We start from the raw sequence: 17,822 nt of genomic DNA on the forward strand, positions 1-17,822 counted from the left end.
TCAACACACCGACACGCTGGATGTCACGACTGCCTCAACAACCGCCTCCCGTCGCTGCTCAAGCGCCGCAACTACCAGATCAATAATTCTCGACATCCCATCCAACTCAGCCAACGCCTCAACCGGGGCTAGCTCACGCTTGTCGAGGTCGACAGTCAGCTCTCCGAGCCGCCGATTCTGCCGGGCCACCCACGTTGCAATGTCCTCACGATTGACGGCGTTACTCCGACGCACCGATCCAGCCATTCGTGTGACTGCCCTCAATTTTTCCAGGATCGGCGCCTGCTGCTTCTCCCACGCTCGCCCCCATGTAGGCGACATCGTCAAAATGGAAACAGTATCGACGATGACGTCATCGCCATCGTCGAGAGCCGCCGAACGTTCCTGCAGACTCTTCGCGCTGTCGTATACGCCTTTACCGAACCAGTCGAATCCCTGCGGATCGCCGAACTTCCGCCACGCAAGCGTGACATCATAATAGTCCTGCTCAAAACTCTCATAGCGTGCTGCAAGCGCTCGCGATTCGGGAGCACTCGAGTCGAGGGTGCCTACCCGGAGAGCAGTCGAGTCATAATCGTAGGTCACTTGACCATAGGAACTGGCCGCCGACCTCGCCATACGGCGAGAAGCAAGACCACGACGAAGATAGAGAAAGAGTTTTACTGCACCCCAACAACTTAGAACAGCAGCTATAGCGACGCCGGCTCGCGCGAGTCCGCTACTGTAGGCTCCTAAGTACGTCTCAGCCTTATTGCCCATGGCCAGGACGCCACCATTCCAGTCGCGACCGGAGAACTGAACCGCCGCCGTATCCTGAATCGCGACCTGCTCTGAGCGTTCAAGTGAGATATCTGCGCCCGGGTACACGCCGACCTGATGCGCTCGGGGCGCCACCGCGATGACGACGACTCCTTTTTTCCAACTTCTTTTGTCGACCGTCCTAATGTCATTACGATATTCCAGCTCCTGATCAGCGAATGACGCTACAGCTGCGTCCAGGTTCTGAATTCCCCACCCAGAAAGAGAGATAACTTCGAAACGAATGTCCTGGCGAAATCTCAGTTTCCCCAACTCGCGCTCGAGCAGCCCGCGATCAAAAACTCCTGCCTGGTCGTGCACGCTGACAGTCGGCGCATAACCCATCACGGGAGAGAGGAACATCATGACCGGCAGAGCAAGAATCATAGCCATACACAGTGAGACATTCAACGCAAATGAGATCGCACTCGACGACCCACTTCTTTTGTGTTCACGATTTTCTCGAGTCATTTGCGTCTCGACTCGCCCTTGAAATTCTTCTTGATTTCAGATTCTTGTTTCACTCCCGGCAAGGCTACAGCGCATTGATAGGCGTCCGATATATCTCGGACTGGTGCGTACACGGACATAGGGCCAGGAGTTTCCGTTCTCAGGGCGACAAAGGAAGCGGCCGGCGACCAGGGGTTCATACGAACAGTCACGGAAACATTGGAGAACTCATGACCTTCATCAGCAGAATTTGAGGGCGTCACGTAGTACACACCGTGGGCGCCCACTCTAAACTGAGGCCTGGAGGAAGGCTTCGTAGCACTCTTCAGGCCCTGCCGACTTTCTTCGCGGTAGCGCAGTAAGTATTTTCGATATTCTCTATAATGATCCCGGCTAGATTTACCCCAAAATAACTCATCGACCGCTTGCTCTGCGAATTTATTTGCAGCAACGGAGAGGCGGTTCAGTACACGAAGCGCCTCGGCCGGGGACATTCGTTCAGTTAACACTTTCGTAGTAGTCTCATCGAGTTCTGCCTGCTTCAGTTTTACCCACTTCAGCGCCTTTTCACCAAATTGCCGATGAATCCGTGGGACATACGAGAACATACGTGCTACAGCAGCAATATCTTGTCGAACAGGCACGCACTCATTTTCCCAGGACTCCCTCCAGCTCCCCGTCTTTGATAAGAGCTGTGCGCAATTGACAACCGTTTGCTGCATGGCGCGGAGCTGCACGGAGTATGTCTTGACATACTCAGCGAGACGACTACGTCTCATGCCGAACCACTGAAGACCAACCGGGTTCCCGATAATCTTCCAGGCACGCTCAAGCCGGCGATAGTGCCGTTGAAGAACAGTATATCTGGCGATCACCTGAACGCCATAAATGTCACTGGTGGGGATGAGTTGAAGATAGTCGCCAGCGGCCGCACGCCCGACTACCGCCTGAGAGTACGCCTCACGCGCCTCCTCGATGCCGGACCTCGCCCGTTTCCCTCGGCCTAGATAATATCGAGTCCATTGGTTCGCCGCAACGAAGAAGATAACAAATAATGTGATCGTTGCACATACCCTGGCAGGATTTAACTGAGCACCAATGTAGTCAGATGCAACTTTGGCGGATTCTAGAACACGCCCGACCTCGTCGCGTTCTATCATTTTCAACTCCGTGACGTCCCATACTTCCTCCCTTCCCTCTTCGCTGATCTGCAGCCGGGAACCGTAGTAGTATCCCGCTACCTGCCCCTCCAGCCTTTCATCATAATTGGCGTTGGGTGCAGCAGCGATCACGAACACATTGTCGGCCCAACGTTCAGAATCCGTCCATGATATCCAAGGGACGTCAGTGGCGTGGGTGCGGGCGTAGTTCTGAACCTCCTGCTCAAGGTTTTGAACTTTCGAGTTGCTCACATCAATCACAGCGATATGAGTCGGCTGCCGGAAGGTAAGCTTCTTAAGGTCGGACTCAATGAAGTCCTGAGGAAGAACACCGGGCTCATCATGAATCTCGACCGTCGGGTGGAACTGCTTCGAGGGGTAGAAGGGTGATTGTCCACCATTGATGATGAATGGAGCAGCAACAAGAGCCACACCAATGAGGAGATTGCCCACGTAGCCGAGGATCGCTCTCATCCCACCGAGCTCAGATACCGTTGGCAGCTTCTTCACAGCACTGCACCCCCAGGATTCGGGGCCGCGTCCGCCCGGGCCGCGGCGCCTGCGTTGACAGCGGCGTCGAGCTCAGCCAATCCAGCCGTCCTCTCAGCGAGGCGAGTGGCCTGAGCGAGAACACCACGACCAAACCACTGAGCACCGTGCGGCTCCCCGAAGTCCTTCCATAACTGGCTGACGGTGTCGTACTCGTCATGAAATCGTCTGTAGTCGGAGCCAACGTCCCGGCTCTGGTGGGACCCTTCCGGTACGGTTCCCGCCTGCAGCTCGGTGAGATCGTAGGTGTAGACGATCCGCATCATCTCATGGCGTGCCCCTTGAGCACGCCGCCGAGCAGTCATGCCCCGCCACAAGTAGTAGACAAGCCATCCGGTTCCCACAGGGAAGGCGAGGACTCCGCAGACGACCCGTACAATCATGCTGCTTCCATCGCTTGAACCGATGTATGTCGCCAGCTGCCGCCCCATCGCCACGGTCCCGTCATCCCAGTCGCTCTGAGCGTAGTGGCTTCCCGCCGCGTTCTCGATGGCCGTCCGTTTGTCGGCTGACAGCTGCAGGTCCTTCGCCGCGTAGCAACGTACCCAGTGAGACTCGGGCGCTACCACGAAGAGGATCGTTCCATTCACTGGGCTATCGACGTCGGAATCCTTGAACCAGGACGAGCCTTGTGTGCCATCAATCGCGTACTTGACAATCTCCTCATCAATATTGCTGATGCCCGATCCGGGAACCGAGAGCACCGCGATGCGAACCTCACGATCGTAGACCTGCTCCTCCAGCCCATGGCGAAGAGCCTGCTCGTGATAGATACCGGCCTCATCACGAACTTCCACGACAGGACGATGCCCGGATGCGATTGGATACAGGAGCGCCGCCGGTAGAAGCAGGATCGAGATCAACGCCCCAGCTATATTCAGGAGGAAGATTGCGACTGCTCGAATACCCCCAAGACGGACAATCGCAGATTGCTTCATGTGACATTCCTTGTTGACAATCGAGCCGGCTCCGAACGACGCGCCGCGTCTGCTCTCACTGGTCGAGGTTAGCAGCATCAATTTTCCGATTTTTTCCATGTAAATCTAGTTCGTCGTCGCAAGCCATGCCGTCAGCCCCCGGGAGGAGCCGATCCGCCGGCACAAGGGCGATGGTCGACACGACACCGACCGCACCGGCCCCGGCGACCGGGACAGACGGCAGTAGAAAAGAGGCTCTCAGGTCGCTGCGAGGATTGCCGACGTACTCCGCGGACTTCTTCCCCATGGAGGCCAGGCCTCCGTCTCAGTCCTTCCGCCAGAACCGGGACTTGGCAGCGTCCTGGCTGCTCATCACCTTCCATCCTCACCGAAGGAGCCGCCATCAGTAATGCTCGTACCGCTTCCACCGGAGAAGCTGCTCGCCCCTCCCGCACCGCCATTCAGAATCTGGACATGCCTCAATGAGGAGACGCAGTCGGATAGCAGATGAGCCACGAATACCGCTGCCGCTCTCGGCCCGCCAATCTTGCCCAACCTCGATGATCGCACTATCAGCACATCTTTTCACTGATGGAAGCTGGTTCCGACGTTATTCAGAAACTGGATGACGAGCCGGATCCTGAGAACCCGCCTCCGCTGTAGCCGCCGGAGAAGCTGCTTCCCGAGAAGCTGGACCCGGAGCCGGAGCTGCTCGATGGCGTGTAGGAGGAGGCCGAGCTGTAGCCCACCACCAGGTCGGAGACCGGGGTGAAGGAGCTGAAGGACCCACCGGCGCCGGAGCCCGAGCTGGACGAGCCGATGGCGGAGATGGCCGGCGAGGAGGGGTTGAGTCGGATCGTCGAGTGCGGGTTGTAGCTGCCGTGCCCGCCGCCCAGGTACCAGTAGCCGGCATAGGCGGCCTCCTTGGACGAGCTCGAGTCGTCATAGCGACGACGGCGCTCGTCGGCGTAGCTGGAGGTGTCGGCGTCAATGGCTTCGCGCGCGAGCCGGGTGGCCTTCGTCTTCGTCTCACTGGCGATCTCGTCGAGCTCGTCGAGTGCGGCCGAGGGCTGGAGCGAACCGTCCTCCAGACTGGAGGTCATGTCGTCCAGGCGCTGCTTGCGGGAGCGTACCCACTCCCGCTCCTCCTTGGTGCGCTCGGCGATCGAACCGCTCTCGGCGGCATCGGAGCTGTCGATCTCGTGACACAGCCGCCGCAGCGACTGCAGGTCCTCCAGAACCGGCCCCTGCTCGTTGCTCCAGACTCGGTCCCAGCCGGGCGACAGGCTCAGGAAGGTCGCGGTGTTGGCGATGACGTCGTCGAGGGAGTCCAGAAGCTCGGAGCGTTTCTCCAGCTCGGTGGCCCGTCCCAGCACCGGCATGCTGAACCACTGGGCGCGGTAGGGGTTGCCGAAGTCCTGCCAGGAGCGGGTGACCTTCTCATACTCGCTGCGGAACCAGCGGTAGCGGGCCATGACCTGGGCCCCGTGCGGCTCGTCCTCGGGAATCGTGCCGGCCAGGAGCTCGGTGGTCTCGTAGTCGTGGGTGACCTGCGAGTAATGGCGCAGCGCCTCGCGCGCCCGGCGTCGCGCCGTGAAGCCGCGCCACAGGTAGTACGAGAGCCAGGCGAGGCCCACGAGCGCCGAGATTCCGGGCAGGATGTAGGTCATGCCGACGTCACCACCGCCGGGCCGGCCGATGACGTCGGCGGTCTTGGCCGCCATGGAGACGGTTCCCCCGTACCAATCGGCCTGCCGGTACTGGTTCTTGGCGGCGTCCTGGATGGCGGCCTGCTGCTCCAGGGGGACCGCGACGTCCTCACCGAAGTAGCAGCCCACCTTGCGCGCCTCCGGGGCGACCGCCAGGATCACCAGGCCATCACTCCAGTAGTTGGAGTTCGACGTCGAGATCCACGGGACGTCGGTGTCGCTCGCGTGCGAGCGGGCGTACTCCAGCACCGAGTCGTTGAGGTTGTCGACATCCCAGCCCGGGACCGTGAGTACGGCGACGTGGACGTCCTGGCGGAAGCGCATCGCCTGGATCTCCTTGGCCAGTGGCTCGCTCTGGAGTATCCCGGCCTCGTCATGGACCTCCACGCTGGGATGGTGGCTGCCGCCGAAGGGCCAGATGACCATGACCGGCAGCACGGCGATGAGGGCCAGGCTCACCACCACATTAGCGACGAAGGCTGTCACCGACCAGATTCCGCCGAGCCCGACGATGCCGGACTGTTTCATGTGCTTCATCTGCTCTTCCCTTTCTTTCTGCGGACGTAGAGGCTTAACTGCTGCAAGGCTGAGTGGCGGACCCGCCTCGGAGAGCCCGAGCCGGGTCCTCTGCCGGCATCAAGTGCCCGGGAGGGTGCCGACCCGGGGATATCCCGTGCCGACACTCGGGTACCGGCGAGCTCCGGCGTCGAACGCGTTGAGGGCCGGTCCGGTGCTGGCGGCATGCAGTGACAAGACGCTCACCGATCGGCGGGTGTCGGCCGCGATCCAGGCGAGCTCGTCGAGAGCAGCCGAAGGTTGCAGCCGGCCCTCTGACAGCTCGGCGGTCATCTCGGTGAGCCGCTGATGATGGGCACGGACCTGTTCGCGCGCCTCCACCGTGCCGCCGGGTGCGAAGGCGAGGCAGTCGATCTGCTGGCACAGGCTTGAGAGCAGGCCCAGGTCCTGGAGAACCGGCCGCTGCTCGTTGTACCAGATCTGCTTCCAGCTGGAGGACAGGCTCAGAAACGCGGCACTGCCGGCGATCACGTCATCAGTCGAGTCCAGTGCCGCGCAGCGCCGCGCGAGCTCGGTGGCCCTCCCGAGCATCCCCGGCTCGAACCACTGGGTGCCCCGGGGGCTGCCGAGATCCTGCCACATCCGGGTCAGGCTGTCGTACTCGTCGCGGAACCAGCGGTAGCCGGCCATCACCCGGGCCCCATGGGACTCGCCTTCAGGAACGAGACGGGCCTGGAGCTCGGTGGCCTCGTAGTCATAGGTGACCCGCGAGTAGTGGCCCAGAGCCTGCTCGGCCAGGTGGCGCGCATTGAAGCCGCGCCACAGGTAGTAGCCGATGCCGCCGGCGCCCAGAAGAAGCAGCACGATCGAGGGTGGCAGGAGGAAGGGCGCCCACGCCGCCGCAGCCACCGGTGAGAGCACTGCCGCCAGGGCGGCAGTCACGACTGCTGAGAAGGCCAGCAGCGAGCGGATCCCGCCGAGACGAACAATGAGAGGCAGGTGCGTAGGCGGCATCGTCTTCCTCTCATCGTCCCTTGCGGCCTGGTCGGCTGGTGGCCCCATGGGTCACCCACCGCGCCTCATCCTTCCCCCGCAGGCACACCACACACCATGGGGAGAGCAACACGGGGCGTCCCCGACAAGGGGACACCCCGTGGACGTGGAACCGGGAAAGAGCCTAGTGAGCAGGTCGGCCCACCGGCAGGGTCAGACGCCCCGTGCCGGGCGGGGCAGCGCCCCGTCCGACGCGGCCGGTTCTGATTCGCATCCGTGCGACCGGCGCCGGTCTCGCGAGTGTCGGCGTGGCTTCGGGGATAGCTCTCGATCGGACCGGCTCAGGACCGGGCGGCGATGGCCTCGATCTCGACGCCTGCCCCCAGAGGCAGGGCGGCCACGCCGAAGGCGGCCCGGGCCGGGAGGGTCTCACCGGTGAAGTAGCGGGCGTAGACCTCGTTGACGGCGGCGAAGTCGGCGATGTCGGCGAGCAGGACCGTAGTCTTGACGACGTCGTCGTACCCGAGCCCGGCCTCGGCCAGGATGGCGCCCACGTTCTTGAGGACCTGCTCGGCCTGGGCCTGGATGTCACCCTCGACGAGGGCACCGGTGGCCGGGTCGAGCGGCACCTGGCCGGAGACGAAGACGAGCGATCCGGCCTCCTGGCCGGTCGAGACGCCCTGGGAGTAGGGGCCGACGGCGGCGGGGGCGTTGGTCGTGGCGATACGGCTGACGGTCATGGTTCCTCGTTCCTCCTGGACACTGGGGTTCGGCCGCGTCCCTAGTGAGCGGAGCGGCGGCCCGGGTGGCAGCGCAGCAGCGCCGACGCCCGGGCCAGACTACCCATGTCCCTCGCTTCGCCTGCTTCCTGGACTCGGGGCCGGTCGGCCGCATCCGGTCAGCTCACTCCCGCGTGGCTCCCATGTCTGAAGCAATCTTCCGTGAAGCCGCCCAGCATCCGCTCACGTGACGACCTGACCGCCCAGGACCTACGGCACTTCCCCGCGGGCCCTCGCGGCGAACCCTCCCACAACGCCGTCGTCGTCGGACATGATGCCGCCGCCGATCACCACGTCCCGGCCTCGGAACGGCCAGTGTTTCGCACAGCGAAACGGGCTGATTCAATCAGTGGTACGTGACACACTGTGCCTCATGCACGCACGCGCAGGACAGCCAGCACAGCCCGAAGACCTCATCGACGTCGACGAGGTCGTCTCCGCCTACTACGACCTCGTCCCCGACCCGACCATCCCGGCCCAGAAGGTCGTCTTCGGTACCTCCGGGCACCGCGGCTCCTCCCTGGACACCGCCTTCAACGAGGCGCACATCGTGGCCACGACCGCCGCCATCGTGGAGTACCGCCGCTCCCAGGGCACCGACGGCACCCTTTACCTGGGGCGCGACACCCACGCCCTGTCCGAGCCGGCCTGGCGCACCGCCGTCGAGGTGCTCTCGGGCGCCGGCGTCACGACTGCCGTTGACGCGCGCGGCTCCTACACGCCGACCCCGGCCGTCTCGCACTCCATCCTCCTGGCCAACGGCGCCGGCACCGAGGCCGGCGTGCGCACCGCCGGGCCGGGACTGGCCGACGGCATCGTGGTGACCCCCTCCCACAACCCGCCGCGCGACGGCGGCTTCAAGTACAACCCGCCCACCGGCGGCCCGGCCGGATCGGACGCCACTAGCTGGATCGCCGACCGCGCCAACGAGCTGCTGGCCTCGGGCTGGCAGGACGTCCCCCGCGTCCCGTTCACCGAGGCGCTCGACGGTCCCTACGTCATCAAGCACGACTACCTGGAGACCTACGTCGCCGACCTGGAGAACGTCATCGACCTCGACGCGATCCGCGAGGCCGGTGTGCGCATCGGGGCCGACCCGCTGGGCGGCGCCTCGGTGGACTACTGGGGCGCGATCGGCGAACGCTACGGCCTGGAGCTCACGGTGGTCAACCCCAAGGTGGACCCAGCCTGGCACTTCATGACCCTGGACTGGGACGGCAAGATCCGCATGGACTGCTCCTCCCCCAACGCCATGGCCTCGCTGCGCGAGAAGATGACGCCCGACGCCGAGGGCAGGACCCCCTACGACGTCGCCACCGGGAACGACGCCGACTCCGACCGCCACGGCATCGTCACGCCCGACGGCGGGCTCATGAACCCCAACCACTTCCTGGCCGTGGCCATCGAGTACCTCTTCACCCACCGACCCGGCTGGCCCGCCGATGCCGCCGTGGGCAAGACGCTGGTCTCCTCCAGCCTCATCGACCGGGTGGCTGCAGCAATCGGCCGCACCCTCATCGAGGTTCCGGTGGGCTTCAAGCACTTCGTGCCCGGGCTGCTGGACGGCTCGATCGGCTTCGGGGGCGAGGAGAGCGCGGGAGCCTCCTTCCTGCGCAAGGACGGCACCGTGTGGACCACGGACAAGGACGGCATCATCATGGCCCTGTTGGCCAGCGAGATCATCGCCGTCACCGGCAAGTCCCCCTCCCAGCTGCACGAGGAGCAGGTGGAGCGCTTCGGCGCCAGCGCCTATGCGCGCATCGACGCCGCCGCAACCAAGGAGGAGAAGGCCAAGCTCGCCGCCCTGGCCGCCGAGGACGTGACCGCCACCGAGCTGGCCGGCGAGGAGATCACCGCCCGGCTGGTCGACGCGCCCGGTAACGGGGCCGCCATCGGCGGGCTCAAGGTCACCACCGAGGACGCCTGGTTCGCCGCCCGCCCCTCGGGCACGGAGGACGTCTACAAGATCTACGCCGAGTCCTTCAAGGGCGCCGACCACCTGGCCCAGGTCCAGGAGGAGGCCAAGCAGGTGGTCTCCGCGGCTCTGGGCGGCTGACGGAGACACCGGGAGTCGGGGGCCGGAGTACCCTGACCCACACGCCCTTTCCCACGGCCTGGGATATTCTGCGCGGCGGGGGCACCTGCCGCTCCGGGCGGGGACGTTCGACGCCGTCGGGGACAGGAGTCCTGTACCCGCACGCGTGGGATGTCCCCGCCCGCATGAAAAGATGCCCGGCCGTGGCATCGGGGGGCGCGGAGCCACGGGTGTCTGTTCGACGTCGGGCGATCGACTGGTGAGAATACGGGTATGGACACCACCGGCTCCACGACCCTGCACATCCGCACGGCCCGGACGGCACCGGCGCAGCAGGCGCAGGACGCGGCCATGGCGGCCGCCCTGGAGGCCATCTGCTTCCCACCCGAGCAGGCCGCCAGCCCGACGACGATCGCCGAGCGGATGGCCCACTACGCCGACCACTTCTGGCTCATCGAGGACGAGGGCGGCACGCTGCTGGCGCTGGTCAACGGCCTGTGCACCAATGAGCCCAATCTGAGCGACGAGATGTACGAGTCGCCCACGATGCACGACCCCGACGGGACCTGGCAGATGATCTTCGGCGTCGCCACGGCGCCGGCCGCCCAGGGGCAGGGGCTGGCCACCCGCCTGCTGCGCACCGTCATCGAGACGACGCGCGCCCACGGCCGCCAGGGCCTGGTACTCACATGCCTTGATGACCTCATCCCCTTCTACGCGCGCCTCGGCTTCGCCGACGAGGGGCTGTCCACTTCGAACCATGGGGGCGTGCCCTGGCACCAGATGCGGCTCACCCTGACCTAACCGTCCCGCCGCGCAGCGCCGGACAGGGACGTTCGACGCCGTCGGGAACAGGAATCCTGTGCCCGTGCGCGCAAGACGTCCTCGGCTGTGAGAACAAGTCCCCGGCCGCACGCAGGGGTGAGCGACTAGGGTGACGGTGTGAGCCAGTCCCGCCCGTCGAGGCCGTCCAAGCACCACGTCGAGCACTCCTCCACGTCCGCCGACCACGCAGGGGGCCCTGAGCCGTCTGCGTCCTCCAAGTCGCCTGCCTCACCCGACATCGTTGACTCCACCTCACCCGACAACGCTGCCGGACCGGTATCGAACAGCTCCACCGCACCACGCCGCGCCCCCTCCCAGCAGTCTCGCCCCGGCCCGCAGGACGACATCATGCTGGCCACCGGCAGGCCCCGGCAGGTCGAGCGTCCCAAGCCCCCCACCCAGGAGCAGATCCGCCGCCAACCCGGCCGCAAGGCCTGGGTCCCCAACCAGCACGGGGCCTGGTCGATGCTGGTCCTGCCACCGATCGTCGGCTGGGTCGTGGGCGGCTTCAGCTGGGTGAACCTCCTGTTCCTGCCGGCGTGGTGGGGCGGTTACCTCACCTACTGGTCCTGGTCGCAGTGGCTGCGCACCCGCTCGGCCCGCAAGCGCGCCCTCATTATGCTGCCGCTCCTGGTCTACACCGGGTGGACGGCCTCCCTGGCCCTCATCACCCTGCTCGCGGCGCCCTACCTCATCCAGTGGGCGGTGCCGCTACTGCCTCTGTTCGCCATCGCGCTGCACCAGGTGTGGCGCGGTCACGAGCGCTCGCTGATCTCGGGACTGTCGACGACGGCGGCTGCCTCCCTCATGGCGGCCGTCACCTACAGTTTGGCGGTCCACGGTGAGGGCGGGTTCCTGGGTCTGGGGACTCCAAGCACTCCCCTGCCGGGGACCTCCCCCAACGGCGCCCTGACGGGCTGGTCCTGGATGTGGCTGGTCACCGCCCTGACGGCCGCCTACTTCTGCGGGACGGTCCCCTACATCAAGTCGATGATCCGCGAGCGCTTCAACTACGTGCTGCTGGCCGGAACGGGGGCGGCGCACGCGGCGGTCGCGGTGGTGACGTTCTGGCTGGCCTCGTCGGGGCTGCTGCCATGGGGGCACGCCGTCCTCTGGACGGTGCTGGCCGTGCGATCACTGGTCATGCCGCTGTGGCAGTGGAGCCTGGTACGCAGGCGCCACCGTCCACTGCGCCCGGGCACGATGGGCATCGTCGAGGTCGTCATGTGCGTGGCCTTCCTGGTGACCATCTCAGTCTGACAACTCGGTGCGACGACGCCGTAACCGCCTCGCCCTCTCGGCTGCACCCGCTCCGGCGGGTCTCAGTGCTCGGCGCTCCAGGCGGCCGCGGCGGCCAGGACCCTCTCGTTGTCCGATGTCGTCCCGATCGAGACCCGCACGCCCTCGCCGACGAAGGGACGCACGAGAATGCCGGCGGCGCGGAAGTGCTCGGCCAGCGCCGCCGTCTCGTCGCCCACACCGAGCCAGAAGAAGTTGCCCTGAGCATCGGGAACCTGCCACCCCTGGGCCCGCAGGGCGTCTACGACCCGGTCGCGCTCGGCGGCGACGGTGGCTGAGCGCTCGGCCGTGCGGGCCAGCTCGGTCTCCCCCAGCGCCGCGGCGGCGGCCGCCTGCGCGGGCAGGTTGACCCCGAAGGGCGTGGACACCGAGCGGATGGCGGCGGCCAGGCCCGGCTCGCACACGAGGTAGCCCACGCGCATCCCGGCCAGGGCGTGGGCCTTGGAGAAGGTTCGCGAGACCACGAGGTTGGGGGCATCGGCCAGGAGGGTGAGGGCGTCGCCGGCCTCGGGGTCGGTAACGAAGTCGAGGTAGGCCTCATCAATGAGGACGACGACGTCGCGCGGCACACCGGTCACGAGATCAGCCAGCTCGCGGGCGGTCAGGATCGTCCCAGTGGGGTTGTTGGGCGTGCAGGCCATGACCACACGGGTGCGGGGGGTGATGGCCGCCAGCATGGCGAGCACGTCGTGGCGGGCGTCGGGGGTCAGCGGGACGCGCACGGCCCTGGCTCCGGCGACGGCGATGCAGATCGGGTAGGCCTCGAAGGAGCGCCAGGGGATGACGACCTCGTCGCCGGGCCGGCAGACGGCGTCGAGCAGGTGCTGGATGAGGGCGACTGAGCCGTTGCCGACGACGACCTGCTCGGCCTCCACGCCCCACCGGCGGGCCAGCGCCTGCGTCAGGGTCTCGCCGGTCATCTCGGGGTAGCGGTTGACTCCGGCCACGGCGCGGGTGATGGCCTCGACCACCGACTCCTGCGGGGGGAAGGGCAGCTCGTTGGAGGAGAGCTTGGCGATCTCCACCGGGCTCGCGGCATCGGGCCGGGCCCCGGGCACGTAGGCGGGCAGGGCGGCGACGTCGGGGCGGATGCGGACCGTCGTCGTGGGCTGGTCGTTCAGGCCGGGAGCAGGGGAGCTCGGGACCGGTTGGCCGGTCGGCGGGGTCGCTGAGGAAGTCATATCCCCATCTTGGCATCACCTCAGGTTTCCCAGGCACAATGTCCCTATGGAGATCGTGGTACGAACTATCGGAAACGCGGCCGGCCTGTGGCTGGCCACGCGCCTCCTGTCCGGGCTGAGTGTGCCCGAGGGGGTGAGCACCGCCCAGATGTGGCTGAACCTGCTGGTCCTGGGCCTGGTGCTGGCACTGGTGAACTCGCTGGTCAAGCCCGTGGCAAAGTTCCTGACCTTTCCGCTCTACATCATCACCTTCGGGCTGTTCGCCCTGGTGGTCAACGGCACGATGCTCTCCCTGACCGGTTGGCTCACCGACCACATCGCCGCGCTCGGCACCGGCGGCTCAGTACCGCTGGGGCTGGAGGTCTCCACCTTCAGTGCCGCGGTGATCGGCTCGATCATCATCTCGGTGATCTCCTCGATCATCGCCGCGATGCTCGTGCGCCGCGAGGACTGACGAGGTCGGTCGCAGTCGGCTCCGGGAGGCACTAGCGCTCGCCCGACGGCTGCGGGGCCGGGGTCGGCAGCTCGTAGGAGGGTTTCGACGACGGCACCTTGCCCTGGTAGCCCGTGTCCTGGTTGCCGGTGGCATCCTTGTACACCCCGCTGGAGTCGGTGTCGCGCTGGACCGCGAAGGTGTACTCGGTAGTGGTCGCCCCCTGCTCACCAGCGCCTGAGGCGTGGGAGAAGGACGTGCGCCAGTCGGCCAGCTCCGGGGCCCGTTCCTCCAGGCCCTCGGTGGCCTGTGCGTAGACGTCCGAGGCGTGGGGGTAGCCGCCCATGTCCATCTGGTGGGTGTCGAGCATGGCGACCTGGCGGTGGGGACCGGTGGGCGTGGGGGCGGCGTCGAGCCCGGGGACGGCGTCACCGGCGTTCTCCAGGTGGAGGGCGTGGACGTCGTCGGGGATGGCGGCGCCCGCGGTGGGCGACCCGGCCGTGAGGACCGTGGTGATGTTGTACCGGTCCTGGATCGCAGGGTCGGCGGCGATGTTGGACACGGTGATCCCGCCCTGGGAGTGACCGTAGAGGGCGACCTCCTCTCCGGGCTGGATACCGGCCTGGCGCATGGCGGTGACGACGGCGCTCTCCATGGCCGTGGGGGTCCCGCCCACCCCCTCGAGGTTGGTGAGCAGGTCCTGCGGCTCACCGTCGCCGACGGTCCAGTCGGTGGTTCCGGGGACGTAGACGACCCAGGAGACGCGGCCGTCGGCGTGCTCGACCCGTTGGATGGAGATGACGCCGGCCTCCTCGTAGTCCTGCCCCAGGGATCCTCTGGAGGCCTGCAGCTCCTGACAGTGGGTGATCGTCTCGGAGATGCTCTGCGGAGACCTGGAGTCCTTGCCCTTGCCGGTCATGCCGGCCTGCACCGGGCTACCCAGCCCCAGGGGGTCCTTAGTGGCGGGAGGGAGCACGGTGGATCCGCTGCCGCCCACGGGGGTGACCGTGATCCCGGTCTGGCGCCCGTAGAGCCCGGCACCCAGTGCCGTCGCGTTCATCCCCAGGTACGCGGTGACGCGTTGCATGGGCGTGAGGCTGGTGGTGTCCACGGTCCGGGTCCCCACGGGCACCTGACCGGGGAGGTGCTGCGTCACCCACGGGTCGAGGCGCTCGGAGACCTGCTTGAGGTAGGCCTCGATCGTGGCGGACTCCCGCCCGGTCCTGGCCTTCTGGAGCCAGAGTGTCAGCAGAACGATCCGCACGGCGTCGTCCTTGACCCACCGGGCGGTGGCCGGGTCGGCCAGCAGGAGGTGCAGGGCCTCGGCAACGGCCTGGCCGTCCTCGCTGTCCGCCAGCTTCGCGTAGAGGGGGCTGCCGGGCGTCGTCAAGAGCGTCGCCAGGCCGGTGGGACCCGAGACCGCTGCGGAGATGCCGCGCCCCAGCGCCTGGTAGGCCAGGCCACTGTCGAAGGCCCGGATGTCCACGGGGCCCACGAGGCCGGGACCGGGCGTGGCGCCGCCCTCGGCGAGCGTGTGGGCCTGGGAGCAGGCGATGACGTCGGAGGCGATGCCGCGCAGGGACGCGGCGACATCCGAAAGGCTTCCCGCACCTTGCGTCAAGCCATTGATCGAGTGGAGAGCCATCTGGTATTGGATGTCTCCTTGCCGCCACATATGGTCGTTGTAGGCAAGGTCCTCAGCCAGCGTGGTGGTGCTCGACCCACCCACCAGCGTGGTTGACTCTCCCGACCCCGGTAGGCACTGACCGCCGCTGCTGTGCCAGGAGCTGTATGGCGGTGTGTAGTAATGAGTGGTGCCATCCTCATTCATCATGGGAAGCGGTGGAATGAGCTCAATCTCCCCAATCGCCTGGAGGGCACTCTCCTGAGCATTCTCCAGGGAGCCGGCGGTCAGGTTGAGACTGCCGGCGAGGGTATCCAGGTCATCCGTGTTCACTGAGACGCTGCCGCCCGAGACGATCGTTGGGGCCAGTCCTCCCCACATGCGCCATGGGTGGCCGGTGTCCTCCGGGGCCGGTCCGTTGTACGGGGCAGGGGGAGTCGCAGGCTCCGGGGGCAACGGATCGGAGTAAGGCGGCTTCGTCGCGTGGGGGTCCTGCTTCCAGGCGGGGTACGAGCCGCTGGGACTGTCCGTGACGACCGGGCTCATGACGGGCTCGCTCCATTGGATGAGCCGCGCGACTCCAGGGCGCCGACATTGGTGAAGGCCGTGTCATAGCGCGTCGCCAGCGTGGTCAGGAGCCCGGAGGCATTGTCCAGTGCCGTCTGGCAGGCGTTGGAGTCCGCTCCGACCCAGCTGGCGGGGACCGAGGCGGGGAACTGGGTGACGGCGGTGTCATAGTCCGCCTTCGAGCGTGACAGTGAGAAAGACATGACTCGACGGTAGGGCGCGCCTGGGACGCCCGCAGCGCCCACGATCCGCCCTGTGGATCAGCCCTGCAGACTGACGCCTGTGGCCCCCGGAATCCCGAACGGGGCGCTGGTCCTCCCGGCCCGCTCCTCGGCTGCGCGCATCCACTCAGAAAAGGACTCGGCCCGCGATCCGGTTTCCCGGATCGCGGGCCCAAGCCTCGCGAGGTCCTCCTGCGACCCGGCTTCCCATAAGGCCGGGGAGGTGGATCCTCCTTCGCCAGAGCGCTCGGTCCGGGCTCCCTAAGACCCGTTCCGAACTCGGAGACCTGCCAGTCATCGGGCTCCCCAACCCTCGTGACCGGTTCCGTCCGGCGGTAGTAACCATGTAACCGACCGATCCTGAGCGGACCCCCCGGAAACCCCTATGAACATGCTGAGAAATAGGCGCCATTCCGCCATTTCCACGTTGCCTGTGCCACATTCCGGCTGTCGCTCAGGTTATTCCGGCACTTCTTCAGGCCCTTTCCCAAGGCCTCTTCATCAAACCGAGGCGGGCGGCCGGCGCAGGCACACGACGGCGTCGGCCCGGCTGTCCTCCTGGCCGTCAGGCCCGGTGACCCGGCGCTGGCGCTCCTCAGCGACGACGACCTCCCAGCCCGCCGTCGCCTCGGCCAGGCCCGTCACCAGCTCGCCGGCCGCGTAGGTCCGGGCGTGGTGCCTGTGCCAGGGCGGGTTGACGGCGTGCACGGCAGTGAGCAGGCGCCCGCCGGGGGCGACGCGGGCGGCGGCGTCGGACAGGAGGGCGACGAGGTCGAGGGAGCCCTCCTCGGGCCCGCCGTGCACGTAGAAGCTCGTCACCAGGTCGAAGGGCCCCTCCGGCAGGCCGGCTTCGACGTCGTGCACCCGGCCGGTCACTCGTGAGGCGACCCCACGGCGCTCAGCCTCTCGACTCAGGCGTGCGACGGCGGTGGCGGACAGGTCCAGGCCGGTCACTCGCCAGCCGTGCTCGGCCAGCCACAGGACATCAGCGCCCTCGCCGCAGCCGATCTCCAGGGCGGCTCCGGGCTCCCAGTCGACGGCGAGCTCGGGCAGCCAGTTATTGGGGCGGCCCGACCAGAGCTGCTCGACCGAGGCGTAGCGCTCCTCCCAGCTCGAGGCGTGGTGACCGGCGTCGGACGGCGGCTCGGAGGGCTGATGGCGGGAGGACGTCATGGTGCGATCCTAGGCGGTGCCGGCTCACGCAGCAGGTCGCGCAGTGAAGCGCTCCGACGGCCCCACCGGCGACCGGGCCGGTCCGTACACGCCCGCCGCCTGCCGGACGAGGTCCGCGCCGCCCTGGAGACCGAGCCCATCATGCTGCCCAGCTGGGACCCGATGGCCTGAGGCTGCTGGGGCTCACGGGCGCCCGTTGGGCTCTTCGCCTTCGTCGAGGGCCCGGACGATGAGCCGCACGGCCTCCTCGGGCGGGACGTGCTCCCAGATCCGCAGCACCGTCCACCCCTCCGCCTCGGCCATCGCGGTGGTCTCTCGGTCCCGTTCGATGTTCCTCGCGAGCTTCGGGCGCCAGTAGCCGGCGTTCGTCACCGGCATCGTCGCGTGCTCGGGGCACCCGTGCCAGAAGCAGCCGTCGATGAATACGGCCACGCGCCGGCGGGTGAACACGATGTCCGCCCGCCGGCGCTTGTTGCTCCATGGCGCCATGTCCACGCGGTAGCGCAGGCCCCGGGCGTGCAGCAGTCGCCGGATCGCGAGCTCGGGCTTGGTGTCCCGGTGCATGTTGGCACGCATGGACCTGGCCACGCCCG

At 66.6% G+C, this 17,822-nt stretch carries 16 protein-coding genes; 4 read left to right on the forward strand and 12 right to left on the reverse strand.

Features of this window, described 5'->3' with window-relative positions; translation table 11 throughout:
• The 7 genes from BKH33_RS06250 to BKH33_RS06280 all read right to left on the reverse strand — a co-directional run bounded on the left by BKH33_RS06250 (nucleotide 1) and on the right by BKH33_RS06280 (nucleotide 7,832).
• Entirely contained in the window at nucleotides 1–1,185 is a 1,185-nt protein-coding gene (locus BKH33_RS06250; RefSeq protein ID WP_232621538.1) for a DUF5129 domain-containing protein, read from the reverse strand.
• An 80-nt stretch (nucleotides 1,186–1,265) separates the two neighbouring features.
• On the reverse strand, nucleotides 1,266–2,918 hold the full coding sequence (locus BKH33_RS06255; protein WP_004564669.1) for a DUF5129 domain-containing protein: 1,653 nt from the start codon (nucleotides 2,916–2,918) through the stop codon (nucleotides 1,266–1,268).
• On the reverse strand, nucleotides 2,915–3,895 hold the full coding sequence (locus tag BKH33_RS06260; protein WP_004564657.1) for a DUF5129 domain-containing protein: 981 nt from the start codon (nucleotides 3,893–3,895) through the stop codon (nucleotides 2,915–2,917). The genes BKH33_RS06255 and BKH33_RS06260 overlap by 4 nt, the downstream gene beginning before the upstream one ends.
• A 55-nt stretch (nucleotides 3,896–3,950) precedes the next feature.
• A complete protein-coding gene (locus BKH33_RS14100; RefSeq protein ID WP_004564663.1) occupies nucleotides 3,951–4,181 on the reverse strand; it encodes a hypothetical protein in 231 nt (76 codons plus the stop codon).
• A 307-nt stretch (nucleotides 4,182–4,488) separates the two neighbouring features.
• Nucleotides 4,489–6,120, reverse strand: a complete 1,632-nt coding sequence (locus BKH33_RS06270; protein ID WP_004564668.1) for a DUF5129 domain-containing protein — start codon at nucleotides 6,118–6,120, stop codon at nucleotides 4,489–4,491.
• Between the two features lie 99 nt (nucleotides 6,121–6,219).
• Entirely contained in the window at nucleotides 6,220–7,113 is an 894-nt protein-coding gene (locus BKH33_RS06275) for a DUF5129 domain-containing protein (protein WP_004564655.1), read from the reverse strand.
• A 320-nt stretch (nucleotides 7,114–7,433) separates the two neighbouring features.
• Complete coding sequence (locus BKH33_RS06280) at nucleotides 7,434–7,832, reverse strand: RidA family protein (protein WP_004564660.1); 399 nt, start codon at nucleotides 7,830–7,832, stop codon at nucleotides 7,434–7,436.
• A 412-nt stretch (nucleotides 7,833–8,244) separates the two neighbouring features.
• Between BKH33_RS06280 and pgm the strand changes: the two genes are divergently transcribed.
• From pgm to BKH33_RS06295, 3 genes are all read left to right on the forward strand, one after another.
• Nucleotides 8,245–9,927: a phosphoglucomutase (alpha-D-glucose-1,6-bisphosphate-dependent) gene (pgm, locus tag BKH33_RS06285; RefSeq protein WP_043539600.1), complete on the forward strand. Its 1,683-nt coding sequence runs from the start codon at nucleotides 8,245–8,247 to the stop codon at nucleotides 9,925–9,927.
• Nucleotides 9,928–10,179: 252 nt separating this feature from the next.
• Nucleotides 10,180–10,710 (forward strand): GNAT family N-acetyltransferase, encoded by a 531-nt coding sequence (locus BKH33_RS06290; protein WP_004564654.1) that lies wholly within the window; start codon nucleotides 10,180–10,182, stop codon nucleotides 10,708–10,710.
• Between the two features lie 138 nt (nucleotides 10,711–10,848).
• A complete protein-coding gene (locus BKH33_RS06295; RefSeq protein WP_004564648.1) occupies nucleotides 10,849–11,991 on the forward strand; it encodes a YwiC-like family protein in 1,143 nt (380 codons plus the stop codon).
• A 62-nt stretch (nucleotides 11,992–12,053) separates the two neighbouring features.
• Here the strand turns inward: BKH33_RS06295 and hisC are convergent, their stop codons facing one another.
• Nucleotides 12,054–13,211, reverse strand: a complete 1,158-nt coding sequence (gene hisC / locus BKH33_RS06300; protein WP_004564647.1) for a histidinol-phosphate transaminase — start codon at nucleotides 13,209–13,211, stop codon at nucleotides 12,054–12,056.
• A gap of 46 nt (nucleotides 13,212–13,257) precedes the next feature.
• On the opposite strand from hisC, the gene BKH33_RS06305 reads away from it, so the two are divergent.
• Entirely contained in the window at nucleotides 13,258–13,665 is a 408-nt protein-coding gene (locus tag BKH33_RS06305) for a phage holin family protein (RefSeq protein ID WP_004564651.1), read from the forward strand.
• Between the two features lie 31 nt (nucleotides 13,666–13,696).
• Here the strand turns inward: BKH33_RS06305 and BKH33_RS06310 are convergent, their stop codons facing one another.
• The 4 genes from BKH33_RS06310 to BKH33_RS06325 all read right to left on the reverse strand — a co-directional run bounded on the left by BKH33_RS06310 (nucleotide 13,697) and on the right by BKH33_RS06325 (nucleotide 17,805).
• Nucleotides 13,697–15,814 carry a hypothetical protein gene (locus BKH33_RS06310; protein ID WP_004564662.1) on the reverse strand — a complete coding sequence of 706 codons (2,118 nt, stop codon included), beginning with the start codon at nucleotides 15,812–15,814 and terminating at the stop codon, nucleotides 13,697–13,699.
• Nucleotides 15,811–16,038, reverse strand: coding sequence for a hypothetical protein (locus tag BKH33_RS06315; RefSeq protein WP_003784237.1), 228 nt, complete (start codon nucleotides 16,036–16,038; stop codon nucleotides 15,811–15,813). Before BKH33_RS06315 ends, BKH33_RS06310 begins: the two co-directional genes overlap by 4 nt.
• A 519-nt stretch (nucleotides 16,039–16,557) precedes the next feature.
• A complete protein-coding gene (locus BKH33_RS06320) occupies nucleotides 16,558–17,229 on the reverse strand; it encodes an SAM-dependent methyltransferase (RefSeq protein WP_004564650.1) in 672 nt (223 codons plus the stop codon).
• Between the two features lie 183 nt (nucleotides 17,230–17,412).
• On the reverse strand, nucleotides 17,413–17,805 hold the full coding sequence (locus BKH33_RS06325; protein ID WP_043539606.1) for a very short patch repair endonuclease: 393 nt from the start codon (nucleotides 17,803–17,805) through the stop codon (nucleotides 17,413–17,415).
• Nucleotides 17,806–17,822: the final 17 nt, after the last annotated feature.

This window comes from Actinomyces naeslundii (assembly GCF_001956585.1).
Taxonomy (GTDB): Bacteria; Actinomycetota; Actinomycetes; order Actinomycetales; family Actinomycetaceae; genus Actinomyces; species Actinomyces naeslundii.

Bases quoted from the DNA above. Each gene is read 5' to 3' on its own strand.
- BKH33_RS06250 (WP_232621538.1), bottom strand. From the start codon at position 1,185: ATGATTCTTGCTCTGCCGGTCATGATGTTCCTCTCTCCCGTGATGGGT.
- BKH33_RS06260 (WP_004564657.1), bottom strand. From the start codon at position 3,895: ATGAAGCAATCTGCGATTGTCCGTCTTGGGGGTATTCGAGCAGTCGCA.
- BKH33_RS06270 (WP_004564668.1), bottom strand. From the start codon at position 6,120: ATGAAGCACATGAAACAGTCCGGCATCGTCGGGCTCGGCGGAATCTGG.
- hisC (WP_004564647.1), bottom strand. From the start codon at position 13,211: ATGACTTCCTCAGCGACCCCGCCGACCGGCCAACCGGTCCCGAGCTCC.
- BKH33_RS06325 (WP_043539606.1), bottom strand. From the start codon at position 17,805: ATGCGTGCCAACATGCACCGGGACACCAAGCCCGAGCTCGCGATCCGG.
- BKH33_RS06310 (WP_004564662.1), bottom strand. From the start codon at position 15,814: ATGAGCCCGGTCGTCACGGACAGTCCCAGCGGCTCGTACCCCGCCTGG.
- BKH33_RS06320 (WP_004564650.1), bottom strand. From the start codon at position 17,229: ATGACGTCCTCCCGCCATCAGCCCTCCGAGCCGCCGTCCGACGCCGGT.
- BKH33_RS06315 (WP_003784237.1), bottom strand. From the start codon at position 16,038: ATGTCTTTCTCACTGTCACGCTCGAAGGCGGACTATGACACCGCCGTC.
- pgm (WP_043539600.1), top strand. From the start codon at position 8,245: ATGCACGCACGCGCAGGACAGCCAGCACAGCCCGAAGACCTCATCGAC.
- BKH33_RS14100 (WP_004564663.1), bottom strand. From the start codon at position 4,181: ATGGGGAAGAAGTCCGCGGAGTACGTCGGCAATCCTCGCAGCGACCTG.
- BKH33_RS06280 (WP_004564660.1), bottom strand. From the start codon at position 7,832: ATGACCGTCAGCCGTATCGCCACGACCAACGCCCCCGCCGCCGTCGGC.
- BKH33_RS06305 (WP_004564651.1), top strand. From the start codon at position 13,258: ATGGAGATCGTGGTACGAACTATCGGAAACGCGGCCGGCCTGTGGCTG.
- BKH33_RS06275 (WP_004564655.1), bottom strand. From the start codon at position 7,113: ATGCCGCCTACGCACCTGCCTCTCATTGTTCGTCTCGGCGGGATCCGC.
- BKH33_RS06290 (WP_004564654.1), top strand. From the start codon at position 10,180: ATGGACACCACCGGCTCCACGACCCTGCACATCCGCACGGCCCGGACG.